At 29.1% G+C, this 17263-nt stretch carries 19 protein-coding genes; 12 read left to right on the top strand and 7 right to left on the bottom strand.

Annotation, left to right across the window (positions count from 1 at the left end; genetic code table 11):
* The 3 genes from ABY298_RS09585 to ABY298_RS09595 all read left to right on the top strand — a co-directional run.
* A partial coding sequence (locus tag ABY298_RS09585) for an ATP-grasp domain-containing protein (protein ID WP_372745829.1) occupies window positions 1–1122 on the top strand: 1122 nt, incomplete at its 5' end.
* 53 nt (window positions 1123–1175) lie between these two features.
* Window positions 1176–2246, top strand: coding sequence for a sensor histidine kinase (locus ABY298_RS09590; protein ID WP_372745830.1), 1071 nt, complete (start codon window positions 1176–1178; stop codon window positions 2244–2246).
* Between the two features lies 1 nt (window position 2247).
* Window positions 2248–2697: a GNAT family N-acetyltransferase gene (locus ABY298_RS09595; protein ID WP_372745831.1), complete on the top strand. Its 450-nt coding sequence runs from the start codon at window positions 2248–2250 to the stop codon at window positions 2695–2697.
* Here the strand turns inward: ABY298_RS09595 and ABY298_RS09600 are convergent.
* A complete protein-coding gene (locus ABY298_RS09600; protein WP_372745832.1) occupies window positions 2689–4080 on the bottom strand; it encodes a DUF4403 family protein in 1392 nt (463 codons plus the stop codon). The two genes, ABY298_RS09595 and ABY298_RS09600, sit on opposite strands and share 9 nt — an antisense overlap.
* 90 nt (window positions 4081–4170) lie before the next feature.
* Here ABY298_RS09600 and ABY298_RS09605 point away from each other — a divergent pair, with 90 nt between their 5' ends.
* A complete protein-coding gene (locus tag ABY298_RS09605; protein ID WP_372745833.1) occupies window positions 4171–4608 on the top strand; it encodes an SRPBCC domain-containing protein in 438 nt (145 codons plus the stop codon).
* A gap of 65 nt (window positions 4609–4673) precedes the next feature.
* Entirely contained in the window at window positions 4674–5909 is a 1236-nt protein-coding gene (locus ABY298_RS09610) for a DEAD/DEAH box helicase (RefSeq protein WP_372745834.1), read from the top strand.
* A gap of 103 nt (window positions 5910–6012) precedes the next feature.
* Here the strand turns inward: ABY298_RS09610 and ABY298_RS09615 are convergent, their stop codons facing one another.
* A complete protein-coding gene (locus ABY298_RS09615; RefSeq protein ID WP_372745835.1) occupies window positions 6013–6486 on the bottom strand; it encodes an OsmC family protein in 474 nt (157 codons plus the stop codon).
* Between the two features lie 237 nt (window positions 6487–6723).
* On the opposite strand from ABY298_RS09615, the gene ABY298_RS09620 reads away from it, so the two are divergent.
* Entirely contained in the window at window positions 6724–7590 is an 867-nt protein-coding gene (locus tag ABY298_RS09620; protein WP_372745836.1) for an alpha/beta hydrolase, read from the top strand.
* Between the two features lie 96 nt (window positions 7591–7686).
* Here ABY298_RS09620 and rlmF read toward each other — a convergent pair whose 3' ends face one another.
* Entirely contained in the window at window positions 7687–8595 is a 909-nt protein-coding gene (gene rlmF / locus ABY298_RS09625; RefSeq protein ID WP_372745837.1) for a 23S rRNA (adenine(1618)-N(6))-methyltransferase RlmF, read from the bottom strand.
* A gap of 130 nt (window positions 8596–8725) precedes the next feature.
* On the opposite strand from rlmF, the gene ABY298_RS09630 reads away from it, so the two are divergent.
* From ABY298_RS09630 to ABY298_RS09650, 5 genes are read left to right on the top strand one after another with little or no spacing between them, the layout of a single operon-like run.
* On the top strand, window positions 8726–9304 hold the full coding sequence (locus ABY298_RS09630) for a TetR/AcrR family transcriptional regulator (protein WP_372745838.1): 579 nt from the start codon (window positions 8726–8728) through the stop codon (window positions 9302–9304).
* Between the two features lie 2 nt (window positions 9305–9306).
* Window positions 9307–9981, top strand: coding sequence for an NAD(P)H-binding protein (locus tag ABY298_RS09635; RefSeq protein ID WP_372745839.1), 675 nt, complete (start codon window positions 9307–9309; stop codon window positions 9979–9981).
* Window positions 9982–10000: 19 nt separating this feature from the next.
* Complete coding sequence (locus ABY298_RS09640; protein WP_372745840.1) at window positions 10001–10633, top strand: nitroreductase family protein; 633 nt, start codon at window positions 10001–10003, stop codon at window positions 10631–10633.
* Between the two features lie 22 nt (window positions 10634–10655).
* Window positions 10656–11654, top strand: a complete 999-nt coding sequence (locus tag ABY298_RS09645) for an NADP-dependent oxidoreductase (RefSeq protein ID WP_372745841.1) — start codon at window positions 10656–10658, stop codon at window positions 11652–11654.
* A gap of 11 nt (window positions 11655–11665) precedes the next feature.
* Window positions 11666–12826: an iron-containing alcohol dehydrogenase gene (locus ABY298_RS09650; RefSeq protein ID WP_372745842.1), complete on the top strand. Its 1161-nt coding sequence runs from the start codon at window positions 11666–11668 to the stop codon at window positions 12824–12826.
* 15 nt (window positions 12827–12841) lie between these two features.
* Here the strand turns inward: ABY298_RS09650 and ABY298_RS09655 are convergent, their stop codons facing one another.
* The 3 genes from ABY298_RS09655 to ABY298_RS09665 form a co-directional block, all read right to left on the bottom strand.
* The gene (locus tag ABY298_RS09655) at window positions 12842–13870 is read right to left on the bottom strand and encodes an aminotransferase class I/II-fold pyridoxal phosphate-dependent enzyme (protein ID WP_372745843.1); all 1029 of its coding nucleotides are present in this window, start codon (window positions 13868–13870) and stop codon (window positions 12842–12844) included.
* Window positions 13871–14881: a dipeptide epimerase gene (locus tag ABY298_RS09660; protein ID WP_372745844.1), complete on the bottom strand. Its 1011-nt coding sequence runs from the start codon at window positions 14879–14881 to the stop codon at window positions 13871–13873.
* A 263-nt stretch (window positions 14882–15144) separates the two neighbouring features.
* On the bottom strand, window positions 15145–16140 hold the full coding sequence (locus tag ABY298_RS09665) for a YhdH/YhfP family quinone oxidoreductase (protein ID WP_372745845.1): 996 nt from the start codon (window positions 16138–16140) through the stop codon (window positions 15145–15147).
* Between the two features lie 133 nt (window positions 16141–16273).
* On the opposite strand from ABY298_RS09665, the gene ABY298_RS09670 reads away from it, so the two are divergent.
* Window positions 16274–16600 carry a winged helix-turn-helix transcriptional regulator gene (locus tag ABY298_RS09670; protein WP_372745846.1) on the top strand — a complete coding sequence of 109 codons (327 nt, stop codon included), beginning with the start codon at window positions 16274–16276 and terminating at the stop codon, window positions 16598–16600.
* Between the two features lies 1 nt (window position 16601).
* Here ABY298_RS09670 and rsmI read toward each other — a convergent pair.
* Window positions 16602–17263: 16S rRNA (cytidine(1402)-2'-O)-methyltransferase (rsmI, locus tag ABY298_RS09675; RefSeq protein ID WP_372745847.1), on the bottom strand; the 662-nt coding region annotated here is incomplete at its 5' end.

A 17263-nucleotide genomic window follows, 5' to 3' on the forward strand; every position in this document is an offset into this window, starting at 1 on the left:
ATTAAAGAAAATCAATTTCCAATTGTTGCAACAAATGCAGCAAAATCTATAATTACAGATAACTCGCTCCATTGGATTTCTGAAGAAGAAGCCATAAAACAATACAAACTAAACCAAAATATTCGCCTATATTCAAATTCTGAAAACGCAATTAATTGGATTGAAAACAACTTGAGCTTTTCTGAATTGCCTAAAAAAATTCAACTTTTTAAAAACAAAATAGCTTTTAGAGAATTATTAAAAGACCAATTTCCTGGATACTTTTTTAAAGGAATTCTGTTTAATAATTTAAAAAACTTTCCGGTTTCTCAATTACAATTTCCTTTAATTATAAAACCAGCCGTTGGCTTTTTTAGCTTGGCAGTACATAAAATAGATACTGTTAAAGAATGGAATGAAATTATTAATAGTATTGATGTCGAAGTTGAAACTTTTAAAAACATGTATCCTAAAAAAGTTGTTGATATTTCCAATTTTATAGTTGAAGAATACATTGCAGGTGAGGAATATGCTGTAGATTGCTATTTTGATTCCAATGGAAAAGTAGTTGTTTTAAATATTTTACATCATATTTTTTCATCTTCTAAAGATGTTAGTGACCGCGTGTACTCAACATCACAAAAAATTATAGAAACGCACCTTAAAAATTTTGAAACCTTTTTACAAACAGTTAGCAACAAAGCACAAGTAAAAAACTTTCCAATGCATGTTGAAGTTAGAGTTGATGCCAACGGAAAAATAATACCAATAGAAATAAATCCATTGCGCTTTGGTGGTTGGTGTACAACTGGAGATATTTCTAGCTACGCATTTGGAATAAATTCTTACGAGTATTTTATGCATAATAAAGTTCCAAATTGGACAGAAATTTTTAAAAATAAACCTGCTAAAATTTACAGTTTAATTGTATTAGATAACAACTCCGGAATTGCAAGCAACAGTATAAAATCTTTTAATTATAACTTATTGTTAAAAGACTTTGAAAACCCGTTAGAAGTAAGAAAAGTAGATTATAAAAAATACGGCGTTTTTGGATTTTTATTCACTGAAACTAGTACCGAAAACCAACAAGAGCTTAAAAACATTTTAACTTCTCAATTATTAAAATATATAGAAAAATAAACAGAAAATAAACATATATTTGTGAAAATAAGACAAAATTAAGCTCCAAAAAAATGTTCCAATTCGGATTAAAAATTGAAAACAAGTTTTTAATAACCTCCATATCGTTTATTGTATTTATTTTTATAGGTGTTTTAGATTATTATTCGGGATCAGAAATATCTGTTTTACTAGCCTATTTAATACCAATTTTGTTAATTTCTTTCTACGATAAATCTGAAAAAACATTACTTGCAATTAACGCACTATTTGCATCAACTATTTGGTTTATTGTAGATTACACAACACAAGATTACTCTAATTTATTTAACCCAATTTGGAATGCTTTTGTACGTTTTACAATTTTTATGCTTATAGGTTTATTAATACTTAATTTAAAAGAGAAATACCAAAAGGTTTTAAAATTAAATGAAGATTTAAAGCTTCTAAATGAAGAAAAAAATAAGTTTATTGGTGTTGCAGCACACGATTTAAGAAACCCTATTGGCGCTATTTATTCGTTTTCCGAATTAATTATTGAAAATTATTCCGATACTATGGATTCAAAATCTTTAAAAATGTTAAATCATATTAAAGAATTAAGCGATAATTCATTAAACCTTTTAAAAGGTTTATTAAATGTTTCTCAAATAGAATCTGGTATTATTAAACTTCAACTTAAAAAAGATAATTACATAGATTTTATTACAAAATACATGTATTTTAACCTACTTATTGCCAAAAAGAAAGAAATAAATATTCGTTTAGAAACAACTGAAAAAGAAGTATTCTTCCATTTTGATGCTCATTATTTAAGCGAAGTAATTAATAATTTATTAACCAATGCTATTAAATTTTCTTATCCAAAAAGTGAAATTATTATAAAAATAACACGTTCTAAAAATATAGTAAAAACAGAAATTATAGATCAAGGACAAGGTATTCCTATTGAAGAGCAAACAAAACTTTTTAATTATTTTCAAAAAACAAGTGTTCAGCCAACCAATGGCGAAACCAGTAATGGTTTAGGTTTAGCAATTGCTAAAAAAATTGTATCTGAACATAAAGGAACTATTGGTGCGGTTAGTGAATTAGGTAAAGGTGCTACTTTTTATTATGAATTACCTTTAAAAAAAATTACTTAAAATGATGGCATTTATAAGAACAAATTCTAAAAATGAAGATTTTGTAAATTTAGTAAAATTCTTAGATGCCGATTTAAAAATACGCGATGGCGAAGACCATGCTTTTTATAATCAATTTAACAAAATTGATGCATTACAACACGTAATAGTTGCTTACAAAAATGAAAATCCAATTGGTTGCGGCGCATTTAAAATTCACCCGAACAACACCGTTGAAATAAAGAGAATGTATGTTTCACCAAAAGGTAGACGTTTAGGAATTGCCTCTAAAATTTTAACTGAATTAGAACTTTGGGCTAAAGAATTAGGTGTTAAAAAATGTATTTTAGAAACCGGAAAAAAACAACCAGAAGCAATTGCCTTATACAAAAAATGCGGCTATACAATAACCGCAAATTTTGGATTTTATGAAAATGTTGAAAACAGTGTTTGCTTTCAAAAACTATTGTAAACCGTCAATTTTTAACGCAACTTTTCCTGTGGCATTTAAAGTTACTACCATTGCTTGGTTGGTTAATTGAATGTTTTTAATAATTATTGGATCTACTTTTCCGTTAATTACAATTCCTTTTGCTGGTGAATAATTTTTTAAATACTGTTCCATTTGTGTTTTAGCAGTTTCCATTTCTGGCTTAATAGAATAACTTGTGTAAGCTTGTATTTTTTTCAAAATAAGTCCTTGAGCCAACCAATTTGCCGTTTTCATTAATTTACTTTTGGTATCTAAAACATAATTTAAATCATCAAAATAAATAAGTTCTTCTTCTTTGTTATATTTTGGAATTCCCGATAAATAAACAGTGCCGTTTAAACTTCCTTGCATAGTTAAAGCAATTACAACCTTTCCATCTTTATGCCATAAATCTACTTTTTGAATGGTTACTTTTTTAGAACCAGAACCAAATTCTTGTCCTTGAAAATTTTTAGTAATTATTTCTGAAGCCTTTAAAAAAGGAGAAACAACTATTAACGATGCGGAAAATTGATCTTTTGTTTTGGCAACCTGTTTTAACTGAATTTCGTCTCTATTAAAGGTGTCATTTAAAGGTTTTCCAATTAAAGTTTCCATAAAACAAGCCAATTCTAAATTCATAGAAACCACATCTTTTTTAAGCACAGCTTCTGTTGCATTTAAACCTATTGGTTTCATTTTAAACCACGTATCATAACTTTCATTTACATTTACTGGTTTAGTTACTGTTTCTAAAGCATCTAACACATTGGATTGGAAATTTAACGATTCTGAAATTGCAGCATCTATTTTCTTTTCTATAGTAGGTTTAAAATATTTCATTGCCGGATTTACCAAATAGGTAATTGGCATACTTTTACCTGCAATTGTAACACTCGGACTTTCTTTCCAAACTACAGATTGCACAGTTGTTTTTGCAGATAATTTCCAGTTATTAAATTTAGCTTCACCCAGTAAAGTAGCAACACCATTAAAATTAAGCTCTCTAGTATCGTACAAATCCATTCCTAAAACAGTACTTCCGTATCTTACTTTTGCCCAAATTTTTAACGGTAAAACAACTTTAATTTTTCCATTTTCATCGGTAATTTCAATAGGAGCTTGTTTCCAAACTTTCAACATTAAATCATCACCTTCTAAATTTTTATCTTCATAAATAAGTCCGTTTAAAATAGTATTAGTTTGAAACGCCAAATCCTTCAACTTCATTGAAATTGGAATATTTAAATACGATATTTCTTTATCGTACAATATTGGAGCTGCTAAATCTGCTTCTGGTTTTAAGGTTTCAATTTTATTTGAAGTACCACAAGAAATTATAAAAATTAAAACTACTAAACCTAAAAGTATTGTTACTTTCATAAATTGTTTTTTTTTCGGCAAAAGTATGTTGATTTTCAATTGCTAGTTAAATAAATTGTATTTTTAATTATTATTTAACACCAATAAATAATGCTTAAAACAGATTCTCCAATTATTACGCAGCAAACTTTAAACAAACCAATACCCGAAGTTTGGAAAGCTATTACTAATTGTACACAAATGAGGTTGTGGTTTTTTGATAATATTCCCAATTTTAAAGCTGAAATTGGGTTTAAAACTCAATTCAACGTACAATCTGAAAACAGAAATTTTATGCATTTATGGACAATTGTAGCTGTAATTCCAAACAAAAAAATTACCACAAATTGGAAATATCAAAATATAAAAGGAGATTCCAATGTTACTTTTTTATTGAATAAAACCGCTCACGGAACTTTATTAACGGTTACGTGTGAAATTTTAGAAGATTTTCCACAAGATATTGCTGAATTTAAAATTGAAAGTTGCCAAGCCGGATGGAATTATTTTATAAATGAACGCTTAAAAAATTATCTAGCATTGTTATAATTTTGATTAAAAATTTTAACTATTGAAATTACTGTATCTTTGCAAAAAGTTTTCAAACAAAACCTATGCAATTTAAAGACTTACATTTAAACAAACATATTTTAAGAGCAATTACAGAAAAAGGATACGAAATTCCAACTGCTGTGCAAGAACAAACAATTCCGTTAGTGTTAGCAAAAAAAGATGTAATTGCATCGGCACAAACTGGAACCGGTAAAACCGCTGCTTTTGCATTGCCAATTTTACAATTATTGTTTGACAAGCAAGATGCATCAAAAAAAGGTAAAAAAATTAGAGCCTTAGTAGTAAGTCCAACACGTGAATTAGCATTACAAATTGAAGAAAACTTTGCAGATTATGGCAAATTTACAAACCTAAAAAGTACTGTAATTTTTGGAGGCGCATCGATTGAACCACAAAAAGATGTTTTAAAAAAAGGTGTTGATATTTTAATTGCTACTCCTGGGCGTTTATTGGATTTACATAAACAAGATTGCATAAATTTAAATTACGTAGAAACATTGGTACTAGATGAAGCCGATTTAATGTTGGATATGGGTTTTATTGATGATGTTAAAAAAATTGAACGTTTATGTCCAAAATCCAAACAAATTTTATTGTTTTCTGCAACAATGCCACATAAAGTGGTAGAATTAGCCAATTCAATTTTAAATGAACCCGAAACTGTAGATGTTACTCCAACACAATCTACTGCAGAAGGAGTAAATCAAAAATTATATTATGTTGGTAAAAACAACAAAATGGAATTATGTTTACACTTACTTAGAAACACAATTTCAGGTGATATTCTAATTTTTAGACGTACCAAATTTGGTGTTGAAAAGTTAGAAAATATGCTAAAAAAGAATGGCTATAATGTAGATAGTATTCACGGAGATAAAACTCAAAAAGGACGTGAAGAAGCATTAAATAGTTTTAAAGATAAAAAAATAAATATTTTAATAGCTACCGATGTTGCTTCTCGCGGTATTGATATAAGTAATTTAGATGCTGTTATAAATTTTGATATTCCTAATGTACCAGAAACCTATGTGCATAGAATTGGAAGAACAGGAAGAGCAGGAAACACTGGAACATCATATTCTTTTTGTGCTGCCGATGAAAAACCATACATTAAAACAATAGAAGAATTAATTTATGCTAAAATTCCGGTAGAAACAGAGCATCCTTATCTGCTAGATCCAAAGGCAAAACCAGAAGTTTACTATAAAAAAGGTAGTGGAAGTAAAAAAAATAGAAAATCTGCAGGTTCTAAAAAGAATAAAAAACGCTGGTATTAATTAAAATCGCCATTAGAAGATTGAAGTAAAAAAAACTTTCCAAAACAAACAGATTACTTCAAAACTTCTAATACTGACGATTTTATAATAAACAAAAAAACAATTATACTAATTCATTTTCTTTTTTAAGAGAATGAAATTTACCTTTTAATAACAAACTAATAGGTGTTGCGTGGCTAAGATTATCAGATACCGGACATCTATCTTCAATGTTTTTTAACCACGCTTCTAATATTTCAATAGGAGCATCACTATCTGGTTCAATAGAAACATCAATTCCTTTATAACCCGCACGTTGTTTAAATGAAGTACCCATAAAGCGTTCCGGATTTAAATTTCCGCACATTTTAATTTTAATACTTCGTAATTCAAAATTCATTTCTTTAGCTATTACATGACCCATTACATTTATACAACCGCAAAAAGCAGCTAACATAAATTCAACTGGATTTGCTCCTTCATTTGTTCCACCAAGACTTTCTGGTTCATCTAAAATAATTTCAAAACCTCTTGCTTTAACAACTGTTTTAGTTGAATTTTCACTATGTGCCTGAACTGTAAATTTTAAATCTTCCATATTATTTCCTCATTTAATTTAAATTAAAATTACAATTTTCAATAAAATTGCATTCATATAACAGAATGTATTTGGTCATTTTAAACAATGTAATATTCCATTCTAATCACGTATTAAAATGGTGGTTTTATTTTTCCTAATTCATAAAACTTTATAGCTGTTAAAATGTATAAAAAAGCATTTCTCATATAAAGGAAATCATTAAATTTATTGCTTTATCAATCTTTAAAAGAAATTATGAAATACGTTGTTATATTTTTGGTGAGTTTTTGTGCTGTTTTTACAGGTTTTAGTCAAACTGGAAAAGTTTTTGATAATTTAACTATAAAAAGCGCCATTTTAAAAATGGACCGCAATTATGCCGTATATCTTCCTCCTGACTATGAAACTTCACAAAGAGAATATCCTGTTTTGTATTTATTGCACGGTTTGGGTGATAATCATACAGGATGGATTCAATTTGGTGAAGTACAGCGTTTAGCAGATGCAGCCATAAAAGATGGTTCTGCAACTCCAATGGTTATAGTTATGCCTGATGCAAACACTAAAAGAATTGGCTATTTTAATGCTGTAAACGGCGATTGGAATTATGAAAATTTCTTTTTTGAAGAATTTATACCACAAATTGAAAAAACATATAGAATAAAAAGTGAAAAACGTTTTAGAGCAATTTCTGGACTTTCTATGGGTGGTGGCGGATCTTTTATGTATGCATTACACCGTCCAGATTTATTCTCTTCCGCTTGTCCGTTAAGTGCATATATTGGTCCAAGTTCTGTTGATGAAGCAAAAGAATCACTTACAAAATTATTTAATGAACCAACCTTAGATGAATCTAAACTACAAACATATTGTGAGCATCATAATGTACTCTCATTAATTGAAAACACTTCTGCAGAAAAATTAAAATCAGTAAAATGGTTTATAGATTGTGGTGATGATGATTTTTTATATGAAGGAAATAGCTTAGTACATATTGCTCTTAGAAAAAAAGAAATTCCACATGAATTTAGAATTAGAAATGGTGCTCATACTTGGACCTATTGGCGCGAAGCTTTACCAGTAGTTTTAGAATTTATTTCTAATACATTTCACCAACATTAAACAGAAAAAATTATTAGCTGTATTGCATTTTATGTATTAATTTATTTAAAAATACACTTTATAATTTGCTGTTTATAAAATGTTAGGTATTGTATATTACCAATTTAGCTGCTCTTGTTCAGTTAAAAAAGTCCAAGCAACAATACGTGTTACCTTATTCCCTTGACTCATTGGAATAGTTTTTATTTTTGTAGCTCCCAATTTTTTTAAAGAACTTAGCATACTTTCAGCATTTTCTTTTTTAGAAACCAATGTAGAATACCAAAAACAATTGGTTTTAAACATAGAACTTTCGTATAAATAAGTATGAATAAAAGCTTTTTCACCACCTTTATACCATAATTCTTGCTGTTTACCACTAAAATTTCTAGTTACTTCTGTTTTACCTAAACCTTCTAATTTTCTAGCATTTTCTTGCATAGCTTCCTCTTGTGATTTATAAAAAGGAGGATTACACATGGTTGCAGAAAATTTATCATCAGCCGTTAGAATTCCATCAAAAATATGAGTTGCATCCTTTTGCTGTTTTAATTTAATAACCTTGGTAAGGTTGTTCTTTTTCACAATTTTTTCGGCTCTATCTAAAGATTTTTTATCAATATCAGTTCCAACAAAACTCCAATTATATACAGCATTCCCTAATAACGGATATATACAACTAGCTCCTGTGCCAATATCTAAAACCGAAACATTTTCATTTATTTTTGAAGCTTTTAATAAATCTGATAAATAATGAATATAATCAACACGTCCAGGAATTGGCGGACATAAATTATCATCAGGAAAATCCCAAAAAGAAATATTGTAATATTTAAACAATAATGCTGTATTTATAGCTTTTACCGCTTTTGGATTTGCAAAATCTATTGTTTCTGTTCCATATTGGTTTACAAAAACAAAGTTCTTTAAATCTTTATACGCTTCACATAAATCTGTAAAATTATAATCATCATTATGTATATTATTAAAATGTAGTTGCCCGCTATTTTTACCTTTTGTTTTCATATTCTTATGTATGTTACAAAAGTAATCTTTTTAAATTTTAACATTATTTTACAATCACAAAATGAATGAACGTTCGTTTTGTAAATTATTTTATATATATTTGCACCATAATTAATTCACATGAAAAATTATGGCAATTAGACAAAAATGTATTAAAAAGAGAAAAGCATTGCTAAACGCAACACTTAACTTAGTAAACAACAATGGTTTTCATGATGCACCAATGAGTAAAATTGCAAAAATGGCTGAAGTATCTCCTGCTACAATTTATATTTATTTTGAAAATAAACAGGATTTAATTAATCAATTATATTTAGAAGTAAAGTCTGAATTTAGTACATATGTTTTTAAAAATTATAATGAAAAAGACTGTATAAAAGATAGTTTTAAACAAGTTTGGATGAATATTGCCGATTTTAAATTAAATCAAATTGAAGCTTCAAATTTTTTATCGCAATGTGACAATACCCCAATGATTGACGAAGATAGCAGACAAGCCGGTTTAAAAAATTTACAACCATTAATAAATTTATGGGAACGCGGACAGCAAAAAGGTGTAATAAAACTAATATCACCCTATTTATTATATGCTTACACTGTTTATCCATTGTCTTTTTTATCTAATATGAAACAAAAACAAACATTCGTTTTATCTGAAAAAGGTTTGGAAGAAGCTTTTGAAGCAGCTTGGGATAGTATAAAATTATAAAAATGAAAAAAACAGCTATTATTTTAGGAGCAACCGGTTTAACTGGTTCTATCCTTTTAGAAAAACTACTCAATGATAATCGATATGAGAGCATAAAATTATTCTCTCGTAAAAAAATTGAAGGGTTACCAAAAAAAGTACAACAATTTATTGGAAACATACTAGAATTGGAAACCTTTAAAGATGATTTTAAAGCTGATGAAGTATTTTGTTGCATAGGAACAACAGTTAAAAAAACACCAAATAAAGAAACCTATAAACGTATAGATTTTGGAATTCCTGTAACCGCAGCAAAGCTATCAAAAGAGAATAATATTTCAACTTTTATAGTGGTTTCGGCAATGGGAGCCAATGAAAAAAGTACTGTTTTTTACAACAGAACAAAAGGTGAAATGGAGCAAAATGTATTACTTAAAAACATTAAAAACACCTATATATTAAGACCTTCTATAATTGAAGGAAACAGAAATGAAAATAGAATTTTAGAAAAAATTGGTTTGGTTGTTTTAAAATTAATTCAACCTCTATTTATGGGTAAATTAAAAAACTATAAAATTATAAAAGCCGAAGAAATTGCTCAAACAATGGTGAATTTGGCAAATTCAAAAGTTTCAGAAGAAAAAATTATACCATCGAATAAGATTAAAGAAATTTCAAAAAAAATAAAGAATAACTAAAAATAAATAAAATAAAATTATGGAATTATTAAACAAATTAAACTGGAGATACGCAGCAAAAGCAATGAATGGTGAAAAAGTATCTGAAGAAAAAATTGATAGAATTATTGAAGCAGCTCGTTTAGCACCAACATCAAGTGGGCTACAACCTTTCGAAATTATTGTAGTTAAAAATCAAGCAATTAAAGAAGCTATTAAACCTGTTTCTTGGAACCAATCTATGATTACAGATTGTTCTCACTTATTGGTATTTGCTGCTTGGGATAATTATACTGAAGAAAGAATTAATAAAATGTTCGACTTAACTAACGATGTTCGTGGTTTTAAAAACGAAGGTTGGGAAAACTACCGTCAAATGTTATTAGGTTCTTACCCACAAAGAGATCCTGAAGAAAACTTTAATCACGCAGCTAAACAAGCATATATTGCATTTAGTGCAGCTATAATTGCAGCCGCTTTTGAAGGTGTTGATACCACACCAATTGAAGGTTTTGATCCTGATGCAGTTGATAAAATTTTAGGTTTAAGAGAAAAAGGATTACGCAGTTGTGTACTATTACCTATTGGTTACAGAGATACCGAAAAAGATTGGTTGGTAAATCTTAAAAAGGTTAGAAAAAGTACTGAAGATTTGGTAACAGTAGTAGAATAATTTGTAACAAAGCTAACTAAAGATGACAAACAAAACAATTTTATTAAATAAAAGACCTGTTGGGAAACCTCAACTATCCGATTTTAAATTTATTTCAACTGAAATTGAAGAATTAATTAAAGGAGAAGTGCTTTTAAAAACAACCTATGTATCTGTAGATCCGTACTTAAGAGGAAGAATGAGTGATGCAAAATCTTACGTACCACCATTTGAATTAAACAAACCAATTACATCTGGTATTGTTGCAGAGGTTGTAGAATCTAAAAATAAAGAATTTAAAAAAGGTGACTATGTAAGTGGCATGTTAGCCTGGAAAGAGTATCAAAAATCAAATGGAGAAGGATTATTAAAAATAGACGCTTCAAAAGCACCACTTTCTACATATTTAGGTGTTTTAGGAATGACTGGATTAACTGCCTATTTAGGTTTAACAGAAATAGGTAAACCAAAAAGAGGTGAAACAATTGTTATTTCAGGTGCTGCAGGTGCTGTAGGAAGTATTGTTGGGCAAATAGCTAAAAACTTAGGCTGTAAAGTTATTGGTATAGCAGGAACAGATGATAAGGTTACCATGTTAAAATCTTCTCTTCGTTTTGATGCTGCAATTAATTACAACACTACCAAAAATATGGCTGAAGCAATTAAAGAAGTTGCACCAAATGGCGTAGATATTTATTTTGATAATGTTGGTGGTCCAATTTCTGATGCTGTACTATTTAATATTAACAAATTTGCACGTATTATTATTTGTGGAGCAATTTCTATATACAATAACACCGAGTTACCACAAAGCATAAGTGTGCAGCCTTTTTTAGTAAAAAATAGTGCTTTAATGCAAGGGTTTATAGTATCTAATTATGCTGAAAAATTTCCTGAAGCCATACAACAATTATCAAAATGGTTAGCAGCAGGAAAAATAACATATGCAGAAACAGTTGTTCAAGGATTTGATAAAATTCCTCAAACTTTTTTAGACCTTTTTGATGGTAAAAACAGCGGTAAAATGCTTATTAAAATTTAAAAATATATAGTATGAATAATTTTCAATATAAAAATCCGACTAAAATTTTATTTGGAAAAGACCAAATAGAAAACCTAAGTACAGAAATTCCAGAAAATGCAAAAGTTCTTATGCTTTTTGGTGGTGGAAGTATTAAAAAAAATGGTGTTTATGAGCAAGTTTCTAAAGCACTAGCTAAATTTGAAGTGATTGAATTTGGCGGAATTCCTGCAAACCCAGAATACGAGGTTTTAATGGAAGCTTTAGATATTATTAAGGCAGAAAATATTACCTTTTTACTAGCCGTTGGTGGTGGTTCTGTAATAGATGGAACTAAATTTTTAGCCGCAGCAGCGTTATATGAAGGTAACGAACCTTGGGATATTTTAGTTAAAAACATACGAACTTTTAAAGGAATGCCTTTTGGAACAGTTTTAACATTACCAGCTACTGGATCTGAAATGAACTCTGGTGCTGTAATAACTAGAGCTGAAACCAAAGAAAAATTTGCAATGGGCGGACCAGGATTGTTTCCAGTATTTTCAATACTAGATCCTCAAGTAATTAAATCTATACCACAACGTCAAATTGCAAATGGCTTGGCAGATTCTTTTACGCATGTATTAGAACAATATATGACGTACCCTGCAAACGCACCACTTCAAGATCGTTTTGCTGAAAGTATATTACAAACAATTATTGAAGTAGCTCCTGCAATTTTAAAAGATGCATCAGATTACAATGCTGCATCTAATTTTATGTGGAGTTGTACAATGGCATTAAATGGTTTAATTCAGCAAGGAGTTCCTAGTGATTGGGCTGTACACGCAATGGGACACGAATTAACTGCGTTATTTGGAATAGATCACGCAAGAACCTTAGCTATTATTGCCGAAAGCCATTACACCTACAATTTAGAAAGTAAAAAAGACAAATTAGCGCAATATGCTGAGCGTGTTTGGAATGTTACGGAAGGAACTACTGAAGAAAAAGCAATAGCTGGTATTAAAAATACAACCGAATTTTTCCATTCTTTAGGTATAAAAACTACTTTGTCTGAATACACAGAAGATTATAAAGGAACAGCTCAAATAATTTCTAAACGTTTTGAGGAACGTGGTTGGAAAGGTTTAGGTGAACACGGAAAATTAACTCCTGCCGATGTTGAAAAAATTGTTGAAATGAGTTATTAACACTAAATTTTAGAACTACTTGGCACTATTTAATAGTAGTGCCAATTTTTCTAAATCTTTTTGAGTGTGGTTTGCAGTAATTACAATTCGGTTCATTTCGTTTTTATAAGTTGGATACTTAAATCGGGCATTTATAATTCCATTTTTTAACAGTAATTCTGATACTTCACTCTTTTCACTATAAATTACTGGATAGCTTTTGTTAAAGCTAAAATTTTCACTTTTTACAAGAATTTTATTTAAAAAATTTAAATTCGCTTTCAATTTATTAAATTGAATTTTATATAGCTTTTGAGCTTGTAAATAAGCTTCTAAATATGCCGGATTTGCAGGAGAAGAAGTAACAAAAATAGTTTCATTTTTTAATTCATTAATAAAAGTGTTGTCTGAAGCAATAATACCAGCAGACAATCCCATTGCTTTCCCTAAAGAAGAAACCATTATTTTTCTACTTATTTTATCGTTTTTAATTGAATTAAAAATACCTTCTCCACTTTTTCCAACAATTCCAAGAGTATGAGATTCATCTATAACTAGGGTAATTTTCTTATTGTTAGAAATATTATTTAAAAAATCGAAATTTGTTATTGTAACATCTAAAGATAGAATAGCATCGGCGCTAATTACAATCTCTTGCGTACTATCATCTAGTAATTTTGGATGCAATTGATTGTTAATAAACAATGGTAAACTGTTTGGTGCTAAAATAGCTGGATGCGTTTTTGGATAATGAAAAAATGTTTGATTTTTACTTTGTAAATTAGAAATAACCAACTTACCTGCTAACATTCCAGAACAAACTGATAATGATGATTCTGCACCAATAAACTTAGAAAAACTTGTTTCTGCCTTTTTAAAAACAGCTAATTTTATATTTGATGCTCTTGAACTTCCGTAACAGATTCCCCATTTTTTAATGCTGTTAAAAACCAATTCTTGAAATTCGCTATTTGTGGCCATTCCAAGGTAGGAAGTTCCGCCAAAATACAAGTAGGTTTTACCATTAATTATAATTTCTCTATCAGGAAATTTTTCAACTATCATTTAAATTAGGCGAACTCCCGTTCCATTTAATTTACTGTAAGATATAATTCCATTTTCAATAGTAACACCGGTTGCAATGTCTTTTGCTAATAGCAATGCTCCATCCATATCAACATAATTTAGTAATGGTAATAAATGTGCTATGGCCGAAATACCAACTGAAGATTCTGTCATACAACCAACCATTGTTTTCATTTGTAAACTTTTGGCTTTTAATAACATTCTTTTTGCTGATGTTACACCACCACACTTTACTAGTTTTACATTTACACCATGAAAATGATTATGACATTTTTCAACATCTTCTTCAATTATACAACTTTCATCGGCAATAATTGGTAAGGCCGAATTTAAAAACAATTTTTTATGTCCGTCCCAGTTATCAGCTTTTAAAGGTTGTTCAATAAATTCTACTCCTAAATTTTTTAACAATCCTGAGTTTTTTATGGCCTCATCTACTTCCCAACCACAATTTGCATCTACTCTAAAAACAGCGTTTGTATGTTTTCTAAGTTCTTCAATTATTTTAATATCTTCTTTTGTTCCTAATTTTATTTTATAAATTGGCCATGGTTTTTCTTTTAATTTTGCCACCATTTTTTCCACAGAATCTATTCCAATTGTATAATCTGTTTTTGGATTATTAGCTGTATCTAATTGCCAATATTCATATAATTTTAACCCTTTTTTTCTAGCATACAAATCGTTATAAGCAATATCTAAAGCACACAATGCAAACATATTTTGCTGAAGATGAGGGAATACTAATTGCCAAAATTCTTCTGGAGTTTTATCTGTAACATTTTCAATAAGCTGTTTTAAAGCTGTAATATCAGTTATCATTTTATCAACCGTAATTCCATAATAAGGGTTTGATGTAGCTTCGCCATAACCTTCTAATTCTCCATCTTTAAGTACAACAATTAATGTTGGTTGAATATTGTAAGATTCTCTTGAAATTGTAAACGTATGTTGAAGTTTTAATTGATAGGGTTTCAGAATTATTTCCATAGTAGTGTTTTGTAAAATAAATATCTAAATTAACAAAAAATAGAATGAATTAATCTTTTTATTTAAATTAAAATCTCATAATTTTTAATTCAAATTCAACACTATAATTTTATCATATTTTTATTTATTAGTAGTTGAAATAGCAGAATTGATAGATGGAAAGTAGTTCTAAATCAAATTTATTACAAGTCAATTTGATTTTTATAACAAAAAAAGCCGAAGAATATAGTTCTTCAGCTTTTTTATGCTATCTTATTAAGGTACTAAACCATTTTTAAAACAGTTCTTCCTTTTAATTTTCCTGCCAACATTAAGTTTAAATTTTCACTTAATTGGTTTAATGTTATTGTTGTTGTGTTTGCTTCTAAATTATCCAATTTCCATTCGTTTGCTAATTTATTCCAAACTTTTTCTCTTAATTGCATTGGGTAATTTTGAGAATCTATTCCTATTAAAGAAACTCCTCTTAAAATAAATGGAAAAACGGTTAGTTCTAACTTTATTGATGCTGCATTTCCACAAGCAGTAACAACACCTAACGGATTAGTAGATTTAATTATATTCTCTAAAATTACACCACCAACAGTATCAATTCCTCCTGCAAAAAGTGGTTTTAACATTGGTCTGTTTTGTAATTCTTCAAATTCTTTTCTTAAAATTACCTCAACACCTAAGGCTTCAAAATATTGTTTTTCAGCTTCTTTACCAGTGATAGCAACAACTTTATATCCTAATTTATTTAAAATTAAAACACTTAAAGAGCCAACACCTCCTGTTGCTCCAGAAACCACAATTTTTCCATCTTCTGGCCTTACAGATTCTACTAATTTTAAAACCGACATTCCGGCTGTTAAACCAGCTGTACCAAAAATCATAGCTTCTTTCATAGATAAGTTTTTAGGTAATTTAACCACCCAACTTTCAGGAACTTTTACATATTCTGCAAAACCTCCGTTGGTGTTCATACCTAAATCATAACTAGTTACTATAACTTCTTCATTAACTTTAAATTTGTTTGATGTTGTTGAAACTACAGTTCCTACAGCATCAATTCCTGGTGTATGTGGGTAATTTCTTGTTACTCCTTTGTTTCCACTGGCAGATAAAGCATCCTTATAATTTAAAGAACTATAATTAACTTTTATTAGTAATTCTCCTTCTGCTAATTCTTCAAAAGGCATTTCTTTTATGGTTGAGCTAAATTTTTCATTTTCTTCTTCAACTCTAAATGCCTTAAAGGTTAATTTGTCATTCATCATGATTTCTTTCTTTTTTATTAAATTTGACACAAATTTCGAGCATTAATTTAGAGTACACAAGAACTTACAAATGATGCGCTTACGAACATTTTGTGCTATATTGTATAAAATATAGGTTTAGAAGCTAAAAAAAATGAAAAAAAGTTACTGTCCAATTGATACTTTTATTAATGTAGTAAAGGGAAAACGTAAAAGCACCATTATTTTACATCTTTTTCAGGGTGATAAAAGATATAACGAATTGGTAAAACTTTTACCTGATATTAGTGAACGAATGATTACCAAACAGCTAAAAGAGCTAGAAGCAGATAATTTAATAAGCAGAAAAGTATTTCCTGAAGTTCCACCAAGAGTTGAATATAGCTTAACCGATTTAGGTAAAGAAATTCATCCTTTTTTAAAAGGAATGTATAAGGGTGGAATTATTTTTGAAAATATGATAGATTCAAAAGAGTCCTAATTTACTTTGAACTTTTTCCTCCTAAAACAATAACAAACTCTCCTTTTGGGTCTTTTTTGGTAAAATGCTCCAATACTTCTGCAACGGTTCCTCTAATAGTTTCTTCGTATAATTTTGTTAATTCGCGCGAAACAGATACTGGCCGATCTGCTCCAAAATATTCAACAAAATTTGTCAATGTTTTTACCAACTTATGAGGCGATTCATAAAAAATCATTGTTCTGGTTTCTTCGGCTAAAAAAGTTAAACGTGTTTGACGTCCTTTTTTTACGGGTAAAAAACCTTCAAAAACAAACTTATCATTAGGTAAACCACTATTTACTAAAGCTGGTACAAATGCTGTGGCACCAGGCAAGCATTCTATTTCAATACCGTTTTCTAAACAAGCACGCGTTAATAAAAAACCAGGATCAGAAATTGCTGGTGTTCCTGCATCAGAAATTAAAGCCACTGAATCTCCGTTTTTAATACGTTGTACAATGTTTGCAACAGTTTTATGCTCATTATGCATATGATGACTGCGCATATGTGTAGAGATTTCAAAATGCTTCAACAATTTTCCACTTGTACGTGTATCTTCAGCTAAAATTAAATCAACTTCTTTTAAAACTCTAATAGCTCTAAAAGTCATATCTTCTAAATTTCCTATAGGTGTTGGTACTA

Origin of the sequence: Lutibacter sp., from assembly GCF_041596795.1 — a bacterium.
Lineage (GTDB): Bacteria > Bacteroidota > Bacteroidia > Flavobacteriales > Flavobacteriaceae > Lutibacter.